The organism is Vibrio sp. 10N.261.54.A5 (assembly GCF_041471145.1).
Taxonomy (GTDB): Bacteria; Pseudomonadota; Gammaproteobacteria; order Enterobacterales; family Vibrionaceae; genus Vibrio; species Vibrio crassostreae_C.
Window position 1 is genome coordinate 61,831 of the sequence record NZ_JBFRNU010000001.1, and the last position, 21,547, is coordinate 83,377.

Genomic DNA, 21,547 nt, shown 5'->3' on the forward strand with positions numbered 1-21,547 from the left:
ATTCGCTGCCTTTTTTCGTTTAAAGAAAAGCTATTCCAACGTTAAAGGTTACTCTTCAAATTGGTAAGAAGAGGGCACCACAATCACGCCTTGTTTTGATATGTGGAAGCGTTTCGCATCGGCAAGGCCATCAAGACCGATCTGGGTTCCGTCAGGCACCTTAACGTTCTTGTCGATGATGCAGTTTTGTATGTGGCAATTTTTTCCAATCTCAACATCTTCAAACAGAATACTATCAATCACAATCGCGGCATTGCTGACTTTCACTTTCGGGAAGAAGATTGAGTTTTGCGCCGAGCCGCCTTCAATTACAACGCCATTCGCTATCATCGAGTTGATGAATATTCCTTGATTACCTTCAACTGAAGCAATGGTTCGTGCGGGTGGCAGCTGCGGTTCGTAAGTACGAATCGCCCAATCAGGTTGATATAAATCGATAGGCGAAGCTGGCTTTAACAGGTCCATATTCGATTGGTAATAAGAGTCGATAGTACCAACATCTCTCCAGTACGCATCTTGGGTCACTCGGCCTTCTTCATCCCCAAACTTGTATGCGTAAACACTGTTGTTGCCGACCAACTTAGGAATAATGTCTTTACCAAAATCGTGGCTTGAGTTCGGATCTTCGGCGTCCGCCAGTAGCGCTTGTGTTAGCACTTCTTTATCAAAGACGTAAATGCCCATTGAAGCCATGCTTCGAGTCGGCCTGCCAGGTACACAGGCAGGGTAACGCGGCTTCTCGGTAAAGTTATTGATCTCTAGAGATTCATCTATCTCCATCACACCAAACTCTTTGGCTTCGTCAATCGAAACCTCCATGCACGCCACGGTTAGGTCGGCCTCGTTCTTTTTGTGCTGCTTGAGCATTGGCGCGTAATCCATGCGATAGATATGGTCACCGGATAACACCACCACATGCTTGGCTTCACTGCGAGAAAGCAGATACAAGTTTTGATAAATTGCATCGGCAGTACCGCTGTACCAGCTATCACCGGTTCGCATTTGTGGGGGAACATTGGTGATGTATTCGCCGAGCTCGGGGTTAAGCACCGACCAACCATCTCTCAAATGTTTTTGCAAAGAGTGAGACTTGTACTGAGTCAGCACTAAAATTTGGCGTAGCCCAGAGTGTAAGCAGTTCGCGAGAGTGAAATCGATGATTCGATATTTGCCACCAAAGGGTACCGCAGGTTTTGCACGGTTATCAGTGAGAGGGGAAAGCCGAGAGCCAACACCGCCGGCCAGAACGATTGTTAGAGTGTCTTGCATGATCAGAACCTCAATGTATTTATGATTATGAACATAGACTTGCAAGCACTAAGCCAAATGTAACTCATTGAATATTATACGCGGCAAGATTGATTCTTGTAGAGCTGCACCAAAATGATGCGTGCGAGATATTGGCTTGCTCTATTTTGATCCAAAGAGAGCTGAGCAAAGTGAAGGGATTGGATTAACAAAATGACGCACGGAAAAGTTGCATTACAAAACTGTCAATAAAATGAAGAGATAAAGTGATCGGGTCGATATAAATTTACATAAATAATCACAACTTTTCACAAATTGATTTCCATCAATAAAGTAGGGTTATTCTATGATACCTTGCACGCAAAATAAGAAATGATTACTCATTCACCAACAAAGATTAAGCCCCCAAAAGGAAATTATAATGAAAAAAACAGTATGTGGTATTGCGGTTATTGCGGCTCTTATGTCAACCAACGTTCTTGCTCATAAAGAAGGTGATTTCATCATCCGTGCAGGTGCAGCAATGGTATCTCCTAACGATAGCAGTGGAGATGTTCTGGAGACATCGGGGTCAAAATTTGGTGTGGATTCAAACACCCAACTTGGTTTGACATTTGGCTATATGTTTACAGATAACATCAGTCTTGAAATTCTTGCAGCAACGCCATTCTCTCATACAATCTCTACAAATCATGGTGGTCTAGGCGATATCGCTGACACAAAACACCTACCACCTACGCTGATGGTGCAGTACTACTTCGGTGAAGCAAACAGCAAATTCCGTCCTTACGTAGGCGCGGGTATCAACTACACCGTATTTTTCGATGAAGAACTTAATGGTACGGGCAAAGATGCTGGTTTGAGCGACTTGTCTCTTGATGACTCTTGGGGTCTTGCTGCAAACATCGGTATGGACTACATGATCAATGAAGATTGGTTCTTGAACGCATCGGTTTGGTACGCAGATATCGACACTACAGCTAAATACAAAGCGGGTGGTGTTCAGTACTCAACAGACGTTGATATCGACCCATGGGTATTCATGATCGGTGGTGGTTACAACTTCTAACCTACGATTCAGTTTACTAAGGCGCTCAAGCACCAGCCAGCTTGTGCGCCTTTTTTTGTGTGCTTGTTAATGAAATGCTCATTCTAACCCTCTGTTGTTATGGGTAAAAGAAACCGATTGTCGTCACCTATTGTTAACAAAAGGGAAAGATAACTGTCATAAGCGGCCTCTATGATCGCGATTCAAATTATGGAGGATATATGAATCGTAAATTTAATAAGCTGACTTTATTACTACCTATCGCAGTGAGTTCCGCTCTGGCTGGATGTTCTCAGTCAACATCATCTACGGCGAATACGCTATCTCAAACCTCACTTGATGCTTTGAGCCTCCAGTGCCAATCCAGCCAACAGCCAATCGCAAGCGATGCTGAGGTCACCGTGCTTACTCTGGTTGGCAGTTCCATTGCTGACGCTCCGTTTGATACTTCTGCAGCCGAAATCGTCAGCTACGATTCATGTACCGATAAATTGTATGTCGTAAATGCTCAAGCAAAGAAAGTTGACGTGCTATCGATGAATACCGATAGCTCGCCAAGCTCTGAAGGCTCTATTGATCTTCAATCAGCGGCTGCAGCTTCTGGTATTGATATTGGTGCAGCGAACAGTGTGTCGACTCATCAAGGGTTAGTTGCTGTCGCGATTGAAAATGCCGACAAACAACAAAACGGCATCGTTGCACTTTATCGCTCAGACACATTAGAGCTGATCACCACTTATACGGCTGGCGCTCTGCCAGACATGGTGAGCTTCTCTAAAGATGGTCGTTATATTGCGTCAGCAAATGAAGGTGAGCCGAATGCGGATTACAGCATTGATCCTGAAGGTTCAGTAACGCTGGTGGATTTAGCGAATGGGCCGATGCAAGCGAAGGTCACTCAGATTAATTTCAAGGCATTTAACCAAGGTCAGCCTCGTCACCAGGAATTAACCGATAAGGTTCGAATTTCAGCTCCCGATGCGACCGTCGCTCAAGACCTAGAGCCTGAATACCTAACGTTTGCTGACAACGGCAAACTCTACGTTGCCCTGCAAGAGAACAACGCACTAGCAGCGATTGATGTCGCAACGGCAGAGGTGGATGCGATTCTTGGTTTAGGCGGCAAACCTTGGGATAGCGCGCAATTGGATGCGTCGAATAAAGACAAAAATATCGGCAACCTACAAAACTACGCGATGTTAGAAGGACTTTACATGCCAGACAGCATCACTAGCTACAGTGTCGATGGCAATACCTACATCGTGACGGCGAACGAAGGTGACGGCCGCGAGTATGGCATCAAGACAACGCAAAAAGAGTGTGACGATAAAGGCTTTGAGTGGGATGGCGATGACTATAAAGGCACCGAAAACTACACCACAGAGAAAGACTTTTGTATCGCTTATGTTGATGAAGTACGTGGCAAGAAGCTAGATGTTGACGCTAACCACCCATTGGCTGGAGCGTTGAAAGATAACAAGCAACTGGCTCGCCTAAAGGTGATTAAGCCACAAGGAACACTTGCTGCTGACCAAAAGGTTCAAGCATTCGGTAGCCGCTCTTTCTCTATTTGGGATGAGTCTGGCGAGTTAGTGTTTGATAGCGGTGATGATTTCGCTCGAATCGTTCTTGAACAAGATCCTGCAAACTTCAACAGCACCAATGATAACAACCAAAGTGGTGACGATCGCAGCGATGATAAAGGGGTAGAACCTGAAGCTATCGAAGTGGCTGAGATCAACGGTAAGCACTATGCCTTTATCGGCCTTGAGCGCCAAGGTGGCATCATGGTTTACGACGTAACACAGCCTAAGAACGCAAGTTTCATCAGCTACTTGAACAACCGAGACTTCACACAATCAGTGTGCACTAAGGTTGATGAAGACGGTGATTGCGACAACGATACTTACAACTCGAAAGCGGGTGACCTAGGTCCAGAGTCAATTAAGTATTTCACTCGTTCTGGTAACCACTTTATTGCGGTTGGCAATGAAGTGAGTGGTAGCACGTCAGTTTACCGCGTTGAGTTCTAATCTCGCTTATTGCTAACAATTAAATTGAATCAAAACAAAAACGCCACGACTTGTTAAGTCGTGGCGTTTTTTTAGTTCATAGCTTATTTCATCGCTGATTTAGTCGCGATAGCAAAGGCCTATGGCTGTTGCTTAGTTGGTGCTAGAGCAATCTCACGGATACATACGTTCTGTGGTTGTTGGTAAGCGAATGATACAGCGCGAGCAATGTCGTCAGCTGCCAATACGCCGCCCATGTCTTCTTTCCAAGAATCGTAACCGTCTTTGATCTCTTGAGATGTTGTGTGAGACAGAAGTTCAGTCTCTACAGCACCTGGTGCGATAGTCGTAACACGAACATTTGAAGCCGCCACTTCTTCACGAACGTTCTCAGAAATAGCATGTACCGCGAATTTAGTACCACAGTAAGCCGCGTGGCTTGGGAATGTTTTCTTACCCGCGATTGAGCTGATGTTGATGATAGTACCTGTGTTGCGTTCCATCATTGGAGCAAGTACAGATTGCATGCCGTTTAGAAGACCAATCACGTTCACATCGAACATTGTCTTCCACTCTTGTGCGTCTTGAGTATCGATTTGACCAAGAAGCATTGCGCCAGCGTTGTTGATAAGCGCATCTACAGGACCAAACTTCTCTTCACCTTGTGCGATTGCTGCATCAAAAGACGCTTTGTCTGTTACGTCTACTTTCACTGACAGTGAGTTTGGTAGATTCAGCGCTTCAAGGCGATCAACACGACGAGCTAAAAGTAGCAGAGGGTGACCTTCATCGCTTAGACGACGAGCGATTGCTTCACCAATACCAGAGCTTGCACCTGTAATTACGATTAGTTTTTTCATTTTATTTCCTCTGTACTTTTATTGCGTCGGTTGGCTACGACGTATTGTTTAAGTGCATTCGAATCAAGTGTTTGTTGTCTTGCTTCGTTGCGATGGAGGTATATTAAGGAAAATAGCATTGTTGATATATAGCGCTTTACTTGAAACACTGTTGCTGTGGTGCAACAATAAAGCGTCTATCTCATAACTCCATTAGTAAGCTGGCGACTATGCTTAATCAAATTAACCTGTCTGATATTCGTTCTTTTGTGCTGATCGCTCGTTTAGGTAATTTCACCAAAGCGGCGGAGGAGTTGGATGCGTCGCGTTCCCACGTATCACGCCAAGTAAGTAGCCTAGAAAAGCAGATGGGTGTAACGCTGTTTATCCGCACTACTCGAACCTTGAGGCTGACTCACGCAGGGCAAGATTTGTACACGAGATGTGAACAAGCCTTAGATAATATAGACCAAGCGCTGATTGCTGCGGTTGATGATGTCGAAGAGGTACGCGGTGACATCAAAGTCAACTGTGTTGGCGGTTATTTAGGCGAAGTGATCATCGCGGATTTAGTGAATGAGTTTATGCAGCTCTACCCAGATATCAGCATCAGCCTTGATTTCAGTAGTAACCGAGTCGACTTGATTGAAGACGCTTTCGATATCGCTTTTCGTATGGGGAGCCTTGAAGATGCGGGCTTTATTGCGAGGAAGCTATTGGACATAGAGATGGGAACACTCGCGAGCCCAGAGTATTTTGCTCGCAAAGGAAAGCCTAACCACCCTAAAGAGTTGATTCATCACGACTGCTTAACTGGCTCGGTGCGTAAATGGAGTTTTCAAGCGCTTGATGACACCAAGAAAACACTCGATGTTCATGTGACGGGCAGACTGCAATGTAAAAATGGGCGAGTGTTGGTGCAGGGCGCTAAGTCGGGAAATGGGATTATTCGTGTTCCAACCATCTATTGCTTGCAAGAGATCAATGATGGGCAATTGGAGCAGGTGTTTAATGAGTGGATAGTGCCGAAAGTGGACTTTTCAGCGATCTATCATCGAGACCGCTATCAACCGAGCCGAATTCGAACCTTCATTGATTTTGTGAAAGGCCGTTTTGAGCAAATGCCAGTCAGCTAAATAGTGCGTGCTGTCCATTATTTGGAATAGAGCGGATTAGCGTGGGCTTACATCTCGTCGATTTCGTTTTGTAGGTTTTCCAACTGCTCTAGAATCAACAAAAACTTCTCGCCGAACGGCGTCACTTGGTATTCAACTCTTGGTGGAAGTTCGTTGAACATCTGCTTATCCAAAATCCCAAACTCCACATTTCGCTTCAAGCATTCATTCAATACCTTGGTTGATAACCCTTCGACTGAGCGCACCATTTCACCAGGGCGATTAATGCCATTTGCCAGTAATTGGTAAACCGTTAGCGACCATTTACAGCCGTAGATGGTTTCTACCATGCGAGCTGAGCGCTCTGGTGCTGATTTTCTTGAAAAAAAGTTTTCCTGATTTTTCATAAAGATGTACCAATAAGTACCTACCTAACCGATTTGTACTTACTATTCATAGTGTTAGTTCAAGGCCTAAGATTACCACGTTCACATGACTTAGGAGATAAAAAAATGAACTTCACTAAAAATGGTATTGCAGTAGTAATCGGTGGCACGAGCGGTATGGGCTTTGAAACAGCGAAGCAATTAGTCGCTCAAAACATCCATGTGTTGGTTGTCGGCAATAACCCAACTAAGTTAGATAAAGCGGTGTCAGAACTTCAATCACTAGGCCATGCTTCTGGTTGGCAAGCTAACCTTTATGATGATGCGAGTGTGTCTCGCCTTATCGAACACCTTGAGTCGTTAGATGAAGGTATTGGTTACCTTGTTAATGCGGCGGGTTACTTCAACCCTAAAGCGTTTATTGAGCACCAAGAATCGGATTACGAGCAATACATGCAGCTTAATAAGGCAACCTTCTTCATTACTCAAGCGATAAGTAAATTGATGATCAAGAATGGCGGTGGCAGTGTGGTTAACGTTGGTTCTATGTGGGGCAAGCAAGCAATCAAAGCGACGCCATCTTCTGCTTATTCAATGGCTAAAGCTGGCCTGCACGCATTAACACAACACATGGCAATGGAACTGGCTGAACATAACATTCGTGTAAATGCGGTGTCTCCGGCTGTGGTTAAAACGCCGATTTACGAATCTTTCATCAAACCGGAAGAAGTGGATCAAGCGCTAGAAGGCTTCAACGCGTTCCATCCTATTGGTCGAGTTGGTTTGCCGAAAGACATCGCTAATAGCATTTCTTTCTTACTGTCAGACAGTGCAGATTGGGTAACGGGTGCAATCTGGGATGTTGATGGCGGTGTGATTGCTGGTCGTAATTAATTAGGCTTCTTTTTAGGTGGCTGTCGCGTAGGCAAAATAGCAGCGAGATGGCCTCCTTGATGAGTATTCGCGTAGAATAGAAACTAGAAAGACAACAATAATAATTAAAACAATATTTAGAGTAAGGTCGTCATTATGCTCAACATGGACTTTTCAAAGAGACTGGTTATAGAAACCGAACCACTAGATTGGGTCGCGAGCCCTGCAAAAGGGGTATGGCGTAAGCCACTTGAAAGAGAAGAGAAAGAATCGGGCCACACGACTAGTGTGGTGAAGTACGATCCTGACTCTTCGTTTTCTGAGCACCCACATCCGCAAGGTGAAGAGATCTTCGTATTAGAGGGTGTGTTCTCTGATGAAACCGGAGATTTCCCAGCGGGCACTTATATCCGTAATCCGCCGGGCAGCGCGCATTCCCCATCCAGCAAAAATGGCTGTACGATCTTGGTTAAGCTCAACCAGTTTGACGCGAGAGACTTAACTCAAGTTCGTATTAATACTTTGGAAACAGAATGGCTTCAGGGTATTGGCGGCTTACAAGTGATGCCACTGCATGAGTTCGAACACGAGCATGTCGCGTTAGTGAAGTGGCCGGTTGGCGAACGTTTTCAGCCGCATCGCCACTTTGGCGGTGAAGAGATATTTGTACTTTCTGGCACCTTTAAAGACGAACATGGTGAGTATCCAAAACACACATGGATGCGCAGCCCACACATGAGTGAGCATTTTCCTTATGTGGAAGAAGAGACGGTTATCCTAGTGAAAACAGGGCATCTGCCATTGGATTAAAGGAATGCTCAGTAAAAGATGAGAAAGCCGCATTGTTTTGAACAAGCGGCTTTTTTTAGTTTTTATATATGAGCTGACTAGTACGCAACACCAATACGTTGGCGTGGGAATTTGCCAGCTTCGAGTTCATCAATCATCGCAATAGCGTAATCGCTGACTGAAATTTTGCTGTTACCATCTTCGTCGGTGAGCAGTTGATCGCCACCAGTGCGGTAGGTCGATAGTTTCTCGCCCGGGAATATTTCTGCGGCAGGGCTAACGAACGTCCAGTTAACTTCGCTATTAGATTGCTTGAACACTTCAAGAGCTTCGCCCTGTGCTAGCGCTTCGTTTTTGTAATCCGCAGGGAAGTCAGGAACAGTCACTAGCGGTACGTTTGGCGCTACTTCTAATGAGCCTGCACCGCCAACCCAAAGTAGACGTTCGATACCAATGCTTGGTAGTGTATCAAGCAGCTTAGTTGCTGTGCTTTTTACGATGTCGTGATTACCTAGAGCGCGTCCGCCAATCGAAGTAATTACTGCATCAACGCCGGATAGTGCGTTTGCTAGATTTGCGGCTTCGTCTTGTAAATCAAATGAACGAACTTCAATGCCTTGGGTTTCTACGCGGATTGCATCTCTTACAACAGCAACAACTTCATGTCCGCGAGCTTGAGCTTCTTGAGCGATGTGACTACCAATCCAACCTGATGCGCCTAATACTGCAATTTTCATAATGTTTCTCCAATTATCTAATTTATTGAGTCTGTTTCTCGACAGCCATTGCAGTCTAATAGCTCACTAGATTGCGATAAATATCGTAAAATGATGTAGATTGTATCTATATAGTTATCTAATAGACTTGGTTCAATGGATAAGAGAAAGTGTGATGGATAGATTGACGGCGATGCGTAGCTTTGTTGAAGTTGCGAATTGTGCCAGCTTCACCCAAGCAGCTGAGCATTTGGACATGAGTCGGTTGCAGGTTTCACGTCATGTTCAAGAGATAGAAGGGTGGCTGAAGCAGAGGCTATTACATAGGACGACTCGAAAGGTGAGCTTAACCGCGGCAGGGGAAATCGCTCTGCAGCGCTGTGAGAAGATCCTCCATGAGACCGCTGAGCTAGAAGTTACTTCACTCAATCAAACCGATGGTCTTTCCGGAACCATTCGAATTGCAGCTCCGATTGGTTTAACTCAGCACATGTTGTTGGATGTGGTCGAACAGTTCACCGAGCGCCACCCTAATATCACGGTCGAACTGTTTGCCTCAGACCGCTTTACTCAGCTGGTGGATGAGAGGATCGATATTGCACTTCGTTATACCGATCAACCTGATGATAGTTTGATTGCACGAAAGCTAATGGTTATTGATTCAGTGGTGTGTGCCTCGCAAGCCTACTTAGACAAACATGGTGAACCTGAAACGGTCGAGGCGCTTCGACAACACAATTGTTTTCGTCACTTGAATGTTTCTAAGTGGGATTTTGTTAAGGACAATCAACACTATTCAGTTGAGGTGTCTGGCACTATCAAGGCTAATGATGTTGGAGTGCTAACTCGCGCCGCACAGCACGGGAAAGGGGTAGTTCGTTTACCTTGTGACTTAGCCAACCCACTGATTGCGAATGGCAAATTGATACGAATATTGGATGAGTTTGTTTCGCCAAGCAGCGTGCTTTGGGCGGTGTATCTGTCTCGCAGCTATCAGCTTCCGGTTGTTCGTCAGTTTATTGATTTTGCGGCACAAGCTTGGGCTAGCGATATCAGGTCTGATGATGTTAGAAACTTCATAGGCAATGATACATAGCGACAAAAATTAAAAGCCCATAAATACAAAAATCCGATATCAATGGTGATATCGGATTTGAACTCAATAATTCAGAGTTCCAGCACGCTCTCCTCTCACGAAGTCTTTACATGTAATGGTGTACGGATAATCGGGTATTTATCACCTTTTCGTTGATGTCTGGTAAAGGCTGATACAAGCTTCTCGTAATGTCGGATAATACTTGGTCGTAAACTTGCGACACGACGCTAGAGATATCACTGGTTAATTCGTACATGCTATCTGCCGGTTGGGTCGCTTCGTTACTTGATGCGATCTCTGAGAGTGCATGCATCGCTCGCGTACAAACCGGTGACCCACTACTAAGAGGGCAGATAATCGATAATTGGTTAAGTTTGCGGTGTGTTTGAGATGCGTAGAATTTGAATCTCGCGTACTCCTCAGGCTTCTCCATATCAGGTATGCACATGCGTAACTTGGTCAGGATCTCCATGCAGTCTAAGATCTGTTGCCAATTCATGTGATACTCACGGCTCATGTCTTCTCGCTCAGACTGAATAAGCCAGATGATCATCACTTCATCCATTAAGAACATGCTGTGACGTATCGTTTTGCCATGAATCGATTGGTTACGCACCAAGCTACGGTTTTGCCAGTCGCTGTGCATGGCGATGAGCTTGAGGTGATAGATGCGATACATAGGGCGGCTATCAAACGACACATGGGACTGAAGCAGTTCAGATACTTCAAGTATGTTGTCGTAAATCTCGTTCACTTTGCGAATCGAGTCGCTAGACAACTTATAAGCTAGAGCATAGTGCGTTGCCGCGCGATGTTTGCGTGATAACAACAATAATTCTCTAAGCAGAACTAAGGTTTCAAACCTGTGTGATAGCGCTGTTTGTCTCTTCCTTGAGAAATGAAACAGGGCCGCAAGTACTAATAGGGATAAACCCACTGAAATAACTACAAACATATTCAACTCCTAATATTTGTATACCTACTTAGTGGTAGTGCAGACACCGTGCCAAAATAAATAAGTGTTATATTTCAGTTGCTTATGATTTCCCTGTAATTATGGATGATCAATGATGGTGCATGACTTCACCATTCTAGTGAATGTTTCTCATATTTTGCAGGATTTTTTGAGAGGTTAGTCGTGGGCGATGAGATGGAACTTAGATTTCAGTGTAGGAAATGAAGAAGGCCTCACCCTTTATATACTTTTAACTAGAAAAAGCAGTAAGAGTGAGACCTTTCAATGTTCATTTCTGAGTTTCGTTAGCTTAAGAGCTAAGCGTTTAGCACTAAACGTTACGCAAGCTTAAGGTCGAACTCAGTGCGGTACATAACCATATCTTCAATGGTCAGTACTGGCATGTTGTGAAGTTTGCCGAAAGCAACGATCTCTGGCGCTTTTGCCATTGTGCCGTCTGGGTTGGTTACTTCACATAGTACGCCTGCCGATTGAAGACCAGCCATTTGCATAAGATCCACAGTACCTTCTGTGTGGCCGCGGCGAGCAAGTACGCCACCTTTACGAGCACGTAATGGGAATACGTGGCCAGGGCGAGCAAGGTCAGTAGGCTTAGCTGTTGGGTTTGCAGCTGTCTTGATCGTTGTTACACGGTCAGCGGCAGAAACACCTGTTGTTACGCCAACTTTTGCTTCGATAGTGACGGTGAACGCAGTTTGGTTTGCGCTGTTGTTATCAACAACCATAGGTGGAAGTTCAAGTTGGTTTGCTTGCTCGTCGGTTAGACATAGGCACACAATTCCACTGCATTCGCGGATCATAAGCGCCATTTGAGCATTGGTTAGGTGTTCTACTGAGTAGATGATGTCGCCTTCGTTCTCACGATCTTCATCGTCAAGTAGAAGTACGCCACGACCTTCGCGCAGAGCTTGCAGTGCGTTTTCAACGCGAGTGATTGGTTCGCCAAATTCGGCAAGTAGTGAAGACTGATTCATGGTTAAACTCCTAAAATATCACCAGAATCAGGGCTGTATGAGGGATCTCAACCGAGCACGACAAAGCCTACTCATTACAAGAGGCTTTAGCTCATTATGGTTTTATCCAAAACGAAATGCACCCGTCTGAGTTGGAGGCATCAACCCAATAGATAGGTGCGCCTTTCCAACTTAAACGAGTGTGTTTCCATTCTCTCTCATCCGGACTATAACCGTCGGCTCTGGCATCTCACCAGATCTGCTGACCTCGACGAATCGAGCGCTCGCGGGCTTATCTTTAGATTTTGCTAAGGACATACCGCCGGTGGGGAATTTCGCCCCGCCCTGAGAATAAAAATTAATAATTTGTTTTGCTTTGAAAGCAGACCAGATGGTAATCCTTTCGATAGTGGATTTAAAGGACTGACAGCAAAATTTTTCAGATTCTGGCCTTATAATCCGGTAAGTGTTCACTTTATCGGCAGACCTTGGCGTGTGGTGTATAGCGGTGCGCAGGCTATGTTTAGTGGGTTTTGATGTCTATATGTACACAAGTGGATGGTCTGGATTATTGGTGATGGCGTGACAGTTCATCAGCTCAATACTTAAGAGGCCCTTTAATCGATTATTGTTACACCATGACGGCTTACTGACCGTTTTGACATAAAATTGATATTGGCGATGCTAAGCTGCGATAGCATCCGAGCACTTTATCTCAAAGATCTTAGCCATGACTTCTCTGTTCTCTAACAAATCCAAAGGCTTATTACTGCTCGTTTTAAGCTTGTATTCTCTAGTGCCTTTTTTGATCTTTGGATCTGACTTCGACCTTGGAAGCGCGGTTCTGCCTTTCTACGGTGCTTTTATGACGTTCGTGACTTACTCGGCGGGTAATCAAGGGTTCTTGGTCACGCTCGCTGTTTTGTCTTTAGTCCTGCTCACGATGAAGTTTTCCAAAGCTAAGTTAGTCAGTCTTTGTCTGCAGCTCGGCTTGTTGTTGGTGCTTAGCTTTGCAGCGAAAACCTTCTTAAAGTATTCCACTGAGAGCCCTCGTCCTTATTCTGAGTATTTGGTAACGCAGGAAGTCGTTGAAATGCCAGAGCTGTTTTACGAGCTGCCTTTGGTAGAAAAAAATGCCGCGATTGAATCTGTGCAAGATAAGGTCAGCGAGTGGCGAACTCGTCATTGGCATGGAGAAACGGATTACTCTTTCCCATCTGGACATATGATTTTCGTCGGTGTGTGTTTGGCGTTCTTTGGTGGTCTTCTCCTAGAGGCGAAACGCTTTTATCTAGTCGGCGGTTTACTGGTTTGGGCTGGTGGTGTCGCCTATAGCCGTGTTTGGCTTGGCATGCATCGACCAGAGGACTTAGCCGGATCTATTGCCTTTGCGGGTTTGATCTATTTATTGGTGCCGCTTATCTCAGAGCAAAAAATAGAACGCTATTTACCTGCATTTTTGAAACAGACTTCTTAGGGATCCGTCCTCACTGCAAAAGAAGGGCTCAGATTAGCAGTACGTAATAAACGCTACTGATTGAGCCCTAGCTCTGCTTGCTTCTTTTTGGTTAGACCTAAGGACACAATTCGGTGTGACTCAATGAGATAGTATCTCAGCTCCTCATCCCTTTGTGGCGTGCTTTCAAACAGCTGAATCCATTTCATACCGCGTGAAGCAAAGTAGGGTGCGGGTTTATAGCCCGGCTCTTCTTTGAGAAAGTCGAAATTCTGATCGGACGCCTTGAAGATAAACGCAGGCTCATCTTTCGGTCCCCAACCACCAATCGCAAACACCTTGCCACCCACTTTCCAAACGTGCGAGTTATTCCACTGCATCACATAACTGGTTGCAGGCAGTGACTCGCAGAATGCGTTGAATTCGTCGTAAGTCATAGAGCGTCCTTTTATCTATTGGGTGTTTGTGTTGGTTTTCTAAGATGTCTTTCTTCTTCTTGTCTTTATCGCCAATAACTAGCCAGCTAAACCCTGCCAGATTGCCGTAAAGCCACTGAGAGAACATAGCAGTAATGAACCAATGCGTATCTTCTCTTTAGGGATGCTTTGTGTCGTCATTAACGCCACTTTGTAACCCAACCAAGCAGCAGGCAGCAAAGGTATAGTGATGATCAAGTGGTGTAGCGTGAAGAAGCCAATTGGGATCTGTACAACCAACGAAATGATCGAACTAAACACGAAAAACGCAGAAAGGTTACCACGAAGCTGATTGGCATCTTGGTGTTGTAATAGTAGTGCCATCGGCGGACCACCAATACCCGAGCTGGTGCCAAAGAACCCAGAAAAGAACCCCGCAATACCCATCTTAGTTGGGGTTGGTTCGAGTCTAAAGGGCAATAGGCTAACAATCACGGCAAATACTACCAATAAGCCCAACCATAGTGATAACACGCTCGTTGAAACCATCACCAACAAAGCACCACCTGCCAGTGACCCAGGAATACGGCCCAGCAATGCGATTTTTAATCCGCCAATAGAGATATTTGCTCGATGTTTAAAAGCGTTGAATAACGAGATAAACAGACCGATTAAACAGATAGGTGCAGGTACATAATCAGGAGAGACCAAAAACAGCAGTGGAGCTGCAACAATGGCCAAACCAAAGCCGATTGCGGTTTGCACAAATGAGCCGACAAAAATAAGTGCCATTGCGATAAGGACAGTCTGATCCATGTATTCCATAAGCCTGCGGATTAGTTTTAAAGGAGCGGGTGGATACTATAAATGAAAACCAAGAGAATAGTCTTATTATTCAGTGAGCTTTATGCCAGTTTCGCTAGTTATAGTTTCTATTATCGCGACCAACAAAAAAGCGAGTGAGTATCTCAGGATGCTTCCTTTCAATACTCACTCGCTTTATTGGAACGACTTGTTGTTTACGCTAGTGGGGGAGTCAGCATAAAACGTTAAGCCATTGCCAATTTCACTCGCTCAATCGGCTTGTCATTGATTGGTAAATGGATAAGTGCTGCTGCAAATGCCAGTACCACCGTTGACCACCAGATTGGCTCGTAAGAACCGTAGTAATCGTATATACGACCACCCACCCAAGCGCCTAAGAAGCTACCCACTTGGTGAGTAAAGAACACCAAACCGTACAACGTTGATAGGTAACGGGCACCGAAGATCTGACGTACTAAGCCAGACGTTAGCGGAACCGTACCCAACCAACAGAATCCAATTGCCGCACCGAAGATAGCCGCGGTTGATTCAGTCACAGGCAGAGTAACAAACGCACCGATAACCACAGTACGCACTAAGTACAGTGCAGACATAACGTGGCGTTTGCTGAACTTGTCGCCCATTACACCCCAGAAGTAAGACCCAAAGATGTTGAAGATGCCAACGTAAGCCAGTGCCATTGCAGCGCTGCTCGCGGGTAGGTCTTTATCTGCTAAATAGCTCGGTAAGTGCGTTGCGATAAACATTACGTGGAAACCGCACACGAAGAAGCCCGCGTGAATCAACCAGTAACCTTTGTGAGCAAACGCTTCAGACAACGCTTCTTTGAGTGTTTGGTTCTCTTCAGCTTGCGCTTGTTTGTTTGAGGCTGCTTTAGGCGCTCGCATGAACAGCGCAAAAGAGATCATCAAACAACACAGTACGCCAAACACTTGCATCGCACTCTGCCAGTCAAATTCATTCAGCATGTATTGTGCGCCCGGAATTACCGCGAACATACCAAATGAACCTGCAGCCGTGGTTAAGCCAAACGCCTTAGCCGCGTTCTCTGCTGGTACAACTTTCGCTACTGCGCCAAGCACGATCACGTAACTTGTCGCACTCAAGCCAAGACCAACCAGTGCGCCTAACGAAACGTAAAGCATGCTCGATTCGGTAGAAATTGAGGCAAGAAGTAAACCCAAACCGTAAGCACATGCGCCAGCAATAATGATGCGTCTTGCTCCCCATTTGTCAGCGGCCATACCAACAAAAGGTTGGAACACACCGAACAATAAGTTTTGTAGAGCAATAGAGAAGCTGAAAAACTCTCGACCCGTGCCGAAATGCTCTGAAATTGGCATCATGAAAATGCCGAATGATTGTCTGATCCCTAGACTGATAATAAGTGTGCCTATCCCTAGCCATACCAGTAAAGGAAAACGGAAAATGCTCATTCTAATACTCTTAAATTAATGGTGGTGATGTGAGTGGTCTTGCGCTGACATGTGTTGGTCAGTCATCTCATGGTGATGTTCGTGCCCAGAATGATCATGCCCTGACTGCTGGTGGCAACCACTGCTTACGGCATGCTGAGCCAAGAGATCAATCAATGGCTGACTGTGATGCACAATAACCAAACTAATGACGAGGAATAACGTCATTCTGGCAAGTTGGGCAAAAAGAGATTGTGAAAACATACGGTGTTGACATGCGCTCAATGTTGTAAGAAGTCGCGCATCATAGTGATGAGTCGGGTATGTATCAAATGACCATTTGTGATGTAGTCTATGCGTTTTATGCATAGATTGTCGCTTGATTGGAATTGGTATAAAACGCGCTCAATAAATAAGAAAACTTGAAGCTCGTTAGTTAATTGAAACAAGTATCTAATTAAGAATGAAAGTCTAAATTAAGGCTTATAACTAGCTGTTTAATTTAAAGTTTCACAAAGCCGTAAAAACTAATATACAAACTAATCACTAAGCAACATTGCTCGTTCACTCGACTTATCTGTCAAACATCGTAAATTTGGGCATAAATCGTTTCAAGACTACTGAAACGCGATGTTAAAAGATTCAGGGAGAGTCATTCACATGGATAAAGATCATAATCTTCGCGAAAACTTACTGGCACTGATCTTAGGTAGCGCATTGGTTTCACTCGGCGTTATCTTTTTCAACCAAGTCGATTTGCTCACCGGGGGCACGGCTGGTCTAGCGATCTTCATTACCAAAGTAACAGATTTGAGCTTTGGCCAAGTATTCTTCGCACTTAACTTACCTTTCTATATTTTGTCGGTTGCTCGTATGGGCTGGCGCTTCACAATCAATACGTTTATCGCGGTTTCGATTGTTTCGTTCGCCGTGGATCACTTGTATCACGTGATTCAAATTGCCGAAATTCATGCATTGTATGCAGCTTTACTTGGTGGTGGCTTGATTGGTACCGGCATGCTGGTGATTTTCCGTCACAAGATGAGCTTAGGTGGCTTCAACATTCTGGCGTTGTTCTTACAAGAACGTTTTGGAATTCGAGCAGGTAAGGTTCAGATGGCATTAGACTGCACGATTGTTGTGCTTTCTCTGTTCATTGTTGATGTGTCATTGGTTCTTCTGTCTGTGCTTGGTGCGATAGTCACCAACTTGATTCTAGCAATGAATCATAAACCGGGGCGCTATCAACCTGTGGTAAAAGCGGAAGCAGCATAGTTCGGTTCGCTCAAGCTCTAGATTTGCTTAAGTAAAGAGTGATTTGCAGATTATGAAAACAACAAAGCCAGCATTAATTGCTGGCTTTGTTCTATTGAAATAACGGATTCGATGTAACGATTAACACTTGCCGCAGCTGGCGTTCGGCTTAAGCTCGCAATCAATCACATTGCCTTGTTGATCAAGGGACAAGTTACAACACTCTTCAAACAGGTTCTTAAGATCAGCACGGCTTTTTTGCACGCGGGATTTAACCGTTGAATAGCTGACGTTCTGCGCTTCTGCGATCTCTTTTTGGCTTTGGCCTTTGATGTCGACCGCAAGCAGTAGCGATGAACTTTGTTCTGGCAATGCCTGAATAAAAGGTTCAATACACAATGAAAGTTTCTGCTTAAATTCAGAGTCGTGGTCTAAATCGGTAAACCACAGATCTTCAGCATCAATTTGGCTATCACGTTGTTGGCGTGCATGCTTACGGTAGAAGTCGATAATGGTGTTGTTGGCTAACTGGAACAGCCAAGCCTTAACACTGCTAGCATCTTGTACCTTATCTAAGTTCTGATAGGTCTTAATCAAGATATCTTGGAGCAAGTCGTCTACATCCGCAGAGTTGTTGACCTTTGAATGCAGGAATGACTTTAATGCTTGCTGATACTCGGCCCAGACTTGTTCGAGCTTCAAAGGTGCATTAGTTGCACTGTTCATTTACGCAACATTCGTCTTGTAAGAAATCAATCACACCTTCTAGGCACTCATACTCCGCCACGCAGAATAGAGTTCTTCCTTCTCGTCTTTGGCTGATTAGGCCCGCAGACGCCAAGCTTGATATGTGGTGAGACAAGGTAGAACCGGGAATGCCTAGCTCTTCTTGTAGGCCGCCAACTGCAATGCCTTGGTAGCCAGCTTTAACGACACTCTTATAAATGGTTAGGCGAATAGGGTGCCCCAACTCTTTAAGTGCTTTCGCAACGACTTCTAAGTTCATATTAACTCCTCAAGATTTAATTTCGATGTTAGTCGAAATGTATGTCGAATTCAAATTTAAAAACGGTGTCTGTGTAAGTTATTGAAAAACTGTGTTTTCGAAAATCATTTCGATTTTTATCGAAATAATGCTTGTTCTGGAGCTGTTTATTTCTATAATTCGAGAATATTCGAAATTAAGGATTGGTTACTTTTCTCATAGAGCCCGACCTTCAATCCAGTTTGGAGTTAATTATGAGCAATGAAATGTTAACAATGCTGAAAGACGCACTTGATATGTTCGCTTTCTTAGCAGTAGAGCTAATTATCCTTTTCTTAGCGATCAGCTACATTGTTGGGATTCTTCAAGAGTTCCTTACACCAGAAAAGATTCAATCTATCCTGAGCTCACGTAATGGTAAGGGTTATGTAGTAGCAGCACTACTGGGTGCAATTACACCTTTCTGTTCATGTTCGACCATTCCTTTCTTAAAAGGATTGCTGCGTGCAAGAGCGGGTTTCGGTCCAATGATGGTGTTCCTATTTGGTAGCCCACTATTGAACCCAGTGATCATTGGTTTGTTTGTGATTACCTTCGGTTGGCAAGTTGCTGTGTTCTACTTCCTTGTAGCAATGACGGTGTCTGTAGTGGCTGGTTACGCACTTGAGAAGCTTGGCTTTGAGCGTTACGTAAAACCTGAAGCGTATGAATCAACAGGTTCAGCTTCAAGCTGTGGCACTAGCTGTGGTGACTCTGCTCCTAAGAAAGCAGCACCGGTTAAAGCAGAATCTTCATGTGGTACAAGTGCATGTGGCGAACCTGCACCCGTAATGGCGAAAGAGACATCTTGCTGCGATTCTAAAAAAGAAGAGCCACAAGTAACGGTTTCATGCTGTTCAGCGGATGGAAGCGCAACAGCTGAAATCGTAGAGAAGAAAGAACCTAGTCGTTGGATGAGAATTTGGTTCTCAACTTGGAAAGACTTCAAACAAGTTTTCCCTTACCTAATGATGGGTATCGCGATTGGTTCATTCATCTACGGCTTCATTCCTACAGACCTAATTGCACAGTACGCTGGTGAAGGTATGTGGTATGCGATTCCAGTAGTTGCCGTGATTGGTATTCCACTGTACATTCGTGCTGAAGCGGTAATCCCATTAAGTGCAGCTCTAGTACAGAAAGGTATGGCGTTGGGTTCAGTAATGGCATTGATCATTGGTAGTGCAGGTGCAAGTTTGACGGAAGTTATCCTGCTTAAATCAATCTTCAAGAACCAAATGATTGCAGCATTCCTATTCGTTATCCTAAGCATGGCGATGGGTGCAGGCTTCCTATACAGCTTCATCTTTGGTTAATCAGGCTTGATTATGAGATAACACCCTCGATACCAAGAGATAGATAATAAAAGAGCTCACTTAGTTGAGCTCTTTTTTGTTTAGCTTATCAGTCCGGGGGCTAGAAACCGCGAATATCCAGCTCATTATTGATCAATACAACGCACTGAGAAGCAAACAGCATGTTCGGGCCTAAGCTGATTTTTTCTGTCCCTAAGCGCTTTAAGCTGTTGTAGCTTTTCTTCGGCATAGGGATGTGATCAGTAAGAAGGAAACATGGGTTTTCAGCAATCTCTGCATCACGGATAAAGTCACCTTTCTTATCCATCATGTATAGCTGGTGGTCTTCAGCCAGTTCTTTGACTAGTTTTTCAAAGCTCATAGTGCGAACGACGATTCCTGGTTCAACCTGACGAGTCTGCTCTTTGGTCATACCTTGAGAAGCATCAACCGCTCTTACTACCGCTGATAACAATGCCGATTCATGAAAGCCACCAATGTTGGTGATCTCATTTGAATCGAAAGTGATCGTACGTGAAAAGTCTTTAGTACTTTCTAATACAAGGTGTACGGTGACATTCTCACGGTGAGATTGAGCAACGAAGATCGTGTTCATCAGAGTATGAGCCAGAATCTCAGTATGAGCATCTTGCCCAACACCTTCTAAGATAAGTTTGCTCTCTGTAGGGGCTGCGCGAGCGCGTAATACAAATGAACGCATGGAATGTACCTTGTCAGTATGTGATAAAGCGAAACGGGCTTTATCAACATGAATTGATGAATAACCAAAATTGTGGCGGTATGTAACTCTTTTCTATTAATGAAGTCAAATAGAGTTGCGTATAGCGCCAACCAGAAGAACTCTGCGTATTAAATAGAGAATGACCACATTACAAGATGGTAAGGGTTGAAGCGACCCAATGTTTACGTAGATAGTATGCGCAAATTATTAGGTGACTTACATAAGGAAGTAGTCGATGAAGTTACAGAAGATCAATAAAGAAGAATATAGAAAGAAGATGAACCTGCTGTTGGTTTCGTTGGTTGGGTCACTCGCAGTGTTCGCCATTGTATTCGGAACCATACTGATCGAGCTATTCGGTTCAGGGCAATCAATCGCAGGCGAATCGACAGGTAATTTCCACTTGAACGTATTAGGTGTGATCTTATCAGTCGCATTGAATGCATTTATCGCGAGCCGTGTGAAAGGGCATGATTACTTCAAAGAAGCGCTTTATGTATGGAACCTTAAACAAATCCATAATCAAATCTATCGTAAGCTCAAGCGTATTCAACCCAAAGCTGAGCAAGGCGACCGAGACGCGCTGACCATCCTTTATTTCTATTACACCACGCAAAAACAGGTATACGACCTAGACAACAACACATTGACGATAAAAACAGTTCAGCAATCGCTAGATAACATCCTAGAAGTGAGTGAGAAATGGAGCATTGAGCTAGATATAGAGGCTTTTTCGAAAGATCTAATCGCAAAGTTTTAAGTAATACACCCATTATTGTATGAGCTTTGAGCTACGAAAGAGCCTTTTGACGTAAAAGTAGCCACTTAAGCAAGTTTTTTGAATTTTTATCAAAAAAGGGGTTGCCATGTTTTCGATGATCTCTATAATGCCGCCTCACTGACACGGCAGATGCCATAAGGCTTCAGCGGTAATCAGTAAGACGGAAAGTTCGAAAGAAATTAATTTTAAAAAGTGTTTGACACTTAAGATTAAATCGCTAGAATTCACGTCCGCTTTCAAGGGTTTCTTTGTAAAAAGAAAGTTTCGACAAGCAAAGCTCTTTAACAA

At 44.4% G+C, this 21,547-nt stretch carries 23 protein-coding genes and 1 riboswitch; of the genes, 11 read left to right on the plus strand and 12 right to left on the minus strand.

The features are described from left to right. Positions 1-48 precede the first annotated feature (48 nt). On the minus strand, positions 49-1,269 hold the full coding sequence (gene glgC / locus AB4329_RS00280) for a glucose-1-phosphate adenylyltransferase (protein WP_017064925.1): 1,221 nt from the start codon (positions 1,267-1,269) through the stop codon (positions 49-51). A gap of 400 nt (positions 1,270-1,669) precedes the next feature. Between glgC and ompW the strand changes: the two genes are divergently transcribed. Beyond that, positions 1,670-2,317 carry an outer membrane protein OmpW gene (gene ompW / locus AB4329_RS00285; protein WP_017064924.1) on the plus strand — a complete coding sequence of 216 codons (648 nt, stop codon included), beginning with the start codon at positions 1,670-1,672 and terminating at the stop codon, positions 2,315-2,317. Positions 2,318-2,517: 200 nt separating this feature from the next. Beyond that, positions 2,518-4,329, plus strand: a complete 1,812-nt coding sequence (locus AB4329_RS00290; RefSeq protein WP_137002202.1) for a choice-of-anchor I family protein — start codon at positions 2,518-2,520, stop codon at positions 4,327-4,329. Between the two features lie 119 nt (positions 4,330-4,448). Here AB4329_RS00290 and AB4329_RS00295 read toward each other — a convergent pair whose 3' ends face one another. After that, a complete protein-coding gene (locus tag AB4329_RS00295; RefSeq protein ID WP_004733012.1) occupies positions 4,449-5,168 on the minus strand; it encodes an SDR family oxidoreductase in 720 nt (239 codons plus the stop codon). Between the two features lie 209 nt (positions 5,169-5,377). Between AB4329_RS00295 and AB4329_RS00300 the strand changes: the two genes are divergently transcribed. Then, entirely contained in the window at positions 5,378-6,283 is a 906-nt protein-coding gene (locus tag AB4329_RS00300) for a LysR family transcriptional regulator (RefSeq protein ID WP_137002203.1), read from the plus strand. A 47-nt stretch (positions 6,284-6,330) separates the two neighbouring features. Here the strand turns inward: AB4329_RS00300 and AB4329_RS00305 are convergent, their stop codons facing one another. After that, entirely contained in the window at positions 6,331-6,669 is a 339-nt protein-coding gene (locus AB4329_RS00305) for a helix-turn-helix domain-containing protein (RefSeq protein WP_017103534.1), read from the minus strand. A 105-nt stretch (positions 6,670-6,774) separates the two neighbouring features. Between AB4329_RS00305 and AB4329_RS00310 the strand changes: the two genes are divergently transcribed. Together AB4329_RS00310 and AB4329_RS00315 are read left to right on the plus strand one after the other, a co-directional pair. Continuing rightward, positions 6,775-7,542 carry an SDR family NAD(P)-dependent oxidoreductase gene (locus tag AB4329_RS00310; RefSeq protein ID WP_102285119.1) on the plus strand — a complete coding sequence of 256 codons (768 nt, stop codon included), beginning with the start codon at positions 6,775-6,777 and terminating at the stop codon, positions 7,540-7,542. Positions 7,543-7,677: 135 nt separating this feature from the next. Then, complete coding sequence (locus AB4329_RS00315; RefSeq protein WP_372052066.1) at positions 7,678-8,331, plus strand: cupin domain-containing protein; 654 nt, start codon at positions 7,678-7,680, stop codon at positions 8,329-8,331. 77 nt (positions 8,332-8,408) lie between these two features. Here AB4329_RS00315 and AB4329_RS00320 read toward each other — a convergent pair whose 3' ends face one another. Continuing rightward, positions 8,409-9,047 carry an NAD(P)-dependent oxidoreductase gene (locus AB4329_RS00320; RefSeq protein ID WP_372137554.1) on the minus strand — a complete coding sequence of 213 codons (639 nt, stop codon included), beginning with the start codon at positions 9,045-9,047 and terminating at the stop codon, positions 8,409-8,411. A gap of 154 nt (positions 9,048-9,201) precedes the next feature. On the opposite strand from AB4329_RS00320, the gene AB4329_RS00325 reads away from it, so the two are divergent. Further along, positions 9,202-10,122, plus strand: coding sequence for a LysR substrate-binding domain-containing protein (locus tag AB4329_RS00325; protein ID WP_372137555.1), 921 nt, complete (start codon positions 9,202-9,204; stop codon positions 10,120-10,122). 106 nt (positions 10,123-10,228) lie between these two features. Here AB4329_RS00325 and AB4329_RS00330 read toward each other — a convergent pair whose 3' ends face one another. Next, positions 10,229-11,077: a hypothetical protein gene (locus AB4329_RS00330; RefSeq protein ID WP_017061692.1), complete on the minus strand. Its 849-nt coding sequence runs from the start codon at positions 11,075-11,077 to the stop codon at positions 10,229-10,231. A gap of 338 nt (positions 11,078-11,415) precedes the next feature. Then, a complete protein-coding gene (ribB, locus tag AB4329_RS00335; protein ID WP_017054827.1) occupies positions 11,416-12,072 on the minus strand; it encodes a 3,4-dihydroxy-2-butanone-4-phosphate synthase in 657 nt (218 codons plus the stop codon). Between the two features lie 185 nt (positions 12,073-12,257). Continuing rightward, positions 12,258-12,408: riboswitch (FMN riboswitch) on the minus strand. Between the two features lie 373 nt (positions 12,409-12,781). Between ribB and AB4329_RS00340 the strand changes: the two genes are divergently transcribed. Next, positions 12,782-13,528: a phosphatase PAP2 family protein gene (locus tag AB4329_RS00340; RefSeq protein WP_102429225.1), complete on the plus strand. Its 747-nt coding sequence runs from the start codon at positions 12,782-12,784 to the stop codon at positions 13,526-13,528. Positions 13,529-13,581: 53 nt separating this feature from the next. Here AB4329_RS00340 and AB4329_RS00345 read toward each other — a convergent pair whose 3' ends face one another. The 3 genes from AB4329_RS00345 to AB4329_RS00355 form a co-directional block, all read right to left on the minus strand. Further along, entirely contained in the window at positions 13,582-13,944 is a 363-nt protein-coding gene (locus AB4329_RS00345) for an MmcQ/YjbR family DNA-binding protein (RefSeq protein WP_017061695.1), read from the minus strand. Between the two features lie 78 nt (positions 13,945-14,022). Continuing rightward, the gene (locus AB4329_RS00350; RefSeq protein ID WP_170963358.1) at positions 14,023-14,748 is read right to left on the minus strand and encodes a sulfite exporter TauE/SafE family protein; all 726 of its coding nucleotides are present in this window, start codon (positions 14,746-14,748) and stop codon (positions 14,023-14,025) included. Between the two features lie 224 nt (positions 14,749-14,972). Beyond that, positions 14,973-16,184, minus strand: coding sequence for an MFS transporter (locus AB4329_RS00355; RefSeq protein WP_372137556.1), 1,212 nt, complete (start codon positions 16,182-16,184; stop codon positions 14,973-14,975). Positions 16,185-16,213: 29 nt separating this feature from the next. Here AB4329_RS00355 and AB4329_RS00360 point away from each other — a divergent pair, with 29 nt between their 5' ends. Then, entirely contained in the window at positions 16,214-16,363 is a 150-nt protein-coding gene (locus tag AB4329_RS00360; protein WP_017061698.1) for a hypothetical protein, read from the plus strand. A gap of 460 nt (positions 16,364-16,823) precedes the next feature. Continuing rightward, on the plus strand, positions 16,824-17,438 hold the full coding sequence (locus AB4329_RS00365) for a YitT family protein (protein WP_372137557.1): 615 nt from the start codon (positions 16,824-16,826) through the stop codon (positions 17,436-17,438). Positions 17,439-17,558: 120 nt separating this feature from the next. Here the strand turns inward: AB4329_RS00365 and sigZ are convergent, their stop codons facing one another. Both sigZ and AB4329_RS00375 read right to left on the minus strand, forming a co-directional pair. Beyond that, a complete protein-coding gene (gene sigZ, locus AB4329_RS00370) occupies positions 17,559-18,143 on the minus strand; it encodes an RNA polymerase sigma factor SigZ (protein WP_017061700.1) in 585 nt (194 codons plus the stop codon). Next, a complete protein-coding gene (locus AB4329_RS00375; RefSeq protein WP_004733042.1) occupies positions 18,127-18,423 on the minus strand; it encodes a helix-turn-helix transcriptional regulator in 297 nt (98 codons plus the stop codon). The genes sigZ and AB4329_RS00375 overlap by 17 nt, the downstream gene beginning before the upstream one ends. A gap of 233 nt (positions 18,424-18,656) precedes the next feature. Between AB4329_RS00375 and AB4329_RS00380 the strand changes: the two genes are divergently transcribed. After that, the gene (locus AB4329_RS00380; RefSeq protein WP_372137558.1) at positions 18,657-19,757 is read left to right on the plus strand and encodes a permease; all 1,101 of its coding nucleotides are present in this window, start codon (positions 18,657-18,659) and stop codon (positions 19,755-19,757) included. 100 nt (positions 19,758-19,857) lie between these two features. Here AB4329_RS00380 and trmY read toward each other — a convergent pair whose 3' ends face one another. After that, a complete protein-coding gene (trmY, locus tag AB4329_RS00385; RefSeq protein WP_017061702.1) occupies positions 19,858-20,457 on the minus strand; it encodes a tRNA (pseudouridine(54)-N(1))-methyltransferase TrmY in 600 nt (199 codons plus the stop codon). 256 nt (positions 20,458-20,713) lie between these two features. On the opposite strand from trmY, the gene AB4329_RS00390 reads away from it, so the two are divergent. Continuing rightward, positions 20,714-21,238 carry a DUF3087 family protein gene (locus tag AB4329_RS00390; RefSeq protein WP_065584102.1) on the plus strand — a complete coding sequence of 175 codons (525 nt, stop codon included), beginning with the start codon at positions 20,714-20,716 and terminating at the stop codon, positions 21,236-21,238. Positions 21,239-21,547: the final 309 nt, after the last annotated feature.

Bases quoted from the DNA above. Each gene is read 5' to 3' on its own strand.
- trmY (WP_017061702.1), bottom strand. From the start codon at position 20,457: ATGCGTTCATTTGTATTACGCGCTCGCGCAGCCCCTACAGAGAGCAAA.
- glgC (WP_017064925.1), bottom strand. From the start codon at position 1,269: ATGCAAGACACTCTAACAATCGTTCTGGCCGGCGGTGTTGGCTCTCGG.
- AB4329_RS00300 (WP_137002203.1), top strand. From the start codon at position 5,378: ATGCTTAATCAAATTAACCTGTCTGATATTCGTTCTTTTGTGCTGATC.
- AB4329_RS00290 (WP_137002202.1), top strand. From the start codon at position 2,518: ATGAATCGTAAATTTAATAAGCTGACTTTATTACTACCTATCGCAGTG.
- AB4329_RS00330 (WP_017061692.1), bottom strand. From the start codon at position 11,077: ATGTTTGTAGTTATTTCAGTGGGTTTATCCCTATTAGTACTTGCGGCC.
- AB4329_RS00340 (WP_102429225.1), top strand. From the start codon at position 12,782: ATGACTTCTCTGTTCTCTAACAAATCCAAAGGCTTATTACTGCTCGTT.
- ribB (WP_017054827.1), bottom strand. From the start codon at position 12,072: ATGAATCAGTCTTCACTACTTGCCGAATTTGGCGAACCAATCACTCGC.
- AB4329_RS00355 (WP_372137556.1), bottom strand. From the start codon at position 16,184: ATGAGCATTTTCCGTTTTCCTTTACTGGTATGGCTAGGGATAGGCACA.
- AB4329_RS00295 (WP_004733012.1), bottom strand. From the start codon at position 5,168: ATGAAAAAACTAATCGTAATTACAGGTGCAAGCTCTGGTATTGGTGAA.
- AB4329_RS00380 (WP_372137558.1), top strand. From the start codon at position 18,657: ATGAGCAATGAAATGTTAACAATGCTGAAAGACGCACTTGATATGTTC.
- AB4329_RS00325 (WP_372137555.1), top strand. From the start codon at position 9,202: ATGGATAGATTGACGGCGATGCGTAGCTTTGTTGAAGTTGCGAATTGT.
- AB4329_RS00315 (WP_372052066.1), top strand. From the start codon at position 7,678: ATGCTCAACATGGACTTTTCAAAGAGACTGGTTATAGAAACCGAACCA.
- sigZ (WP_017061700.1), bottom strand. From the start codon at position 18,143: ATGAACAGTGCAACTAATGCACCTTTGAAGCTCGAACAAGTCTGGGCC.
- AB4329_RS00390 (WP_065584102.1), top strand. From the start codon at position 20,714: ATGAAGTTACAGAAGATCAATAAAGAAGAATATAGAAAGAAGATGAAC.
- AB4329_RS00375 (WP_004733042.1), bottom strand. From the start codon at position 18,423: ATGAACTTAGAAGTCGTTGCGAAAGCACTTAAAGAGTTGGGGCACCCT.
- AB4329_RS00350 (WP_170963358.1), bottom strand. From the start codon at position 14,748: ATGGAATACATGGATCAGACTGTCCTTATCGCAATGGCACTTATTTTT.
- ompW (WP_017064924.1), top strand. From the start codon at position 1,670: ATGAAAAAAACAGTATGTGGTATTGCGGTTATTGCGGCTCTTATGTCA.
- AB4329_RS00310 (WP_102285119.1), top strand. From the start codon at position 6,775: ATGAACTTCACTAAAAATGGTATTGCAGTAGTAATCGGTGGCACGAGC.
- AB4329_RS00305 (WP_017103534.1), bottom strand. From the start codon at position 6,669: ATGAAAAATCAGGAAAACTTTTTTTCAAGAAAATCAGCACCAGAGCGC.
- AB4329_RS00320 (WP_372137554.1), bottom strand. From the start codon at position 9,047: ATGAAAATTGCAGTATTAGGCGCATCAGGTTGGATTGGTAGTCACATC.
- AB4329_RS00345 (WP_017061695.1), bottom strand. From the start codon at position 13,944: ATGACTTACGACGAATTCAACGCATTCTGCGAGTCACTGCCTGCAACC.
- AB4329_RS00365 (WP_372137557.1), top strand. From the start codon at position 16,824: ATGGATAAAGATCATAATCTTCGCGAAAACTTACTGGCACTGATCTTA.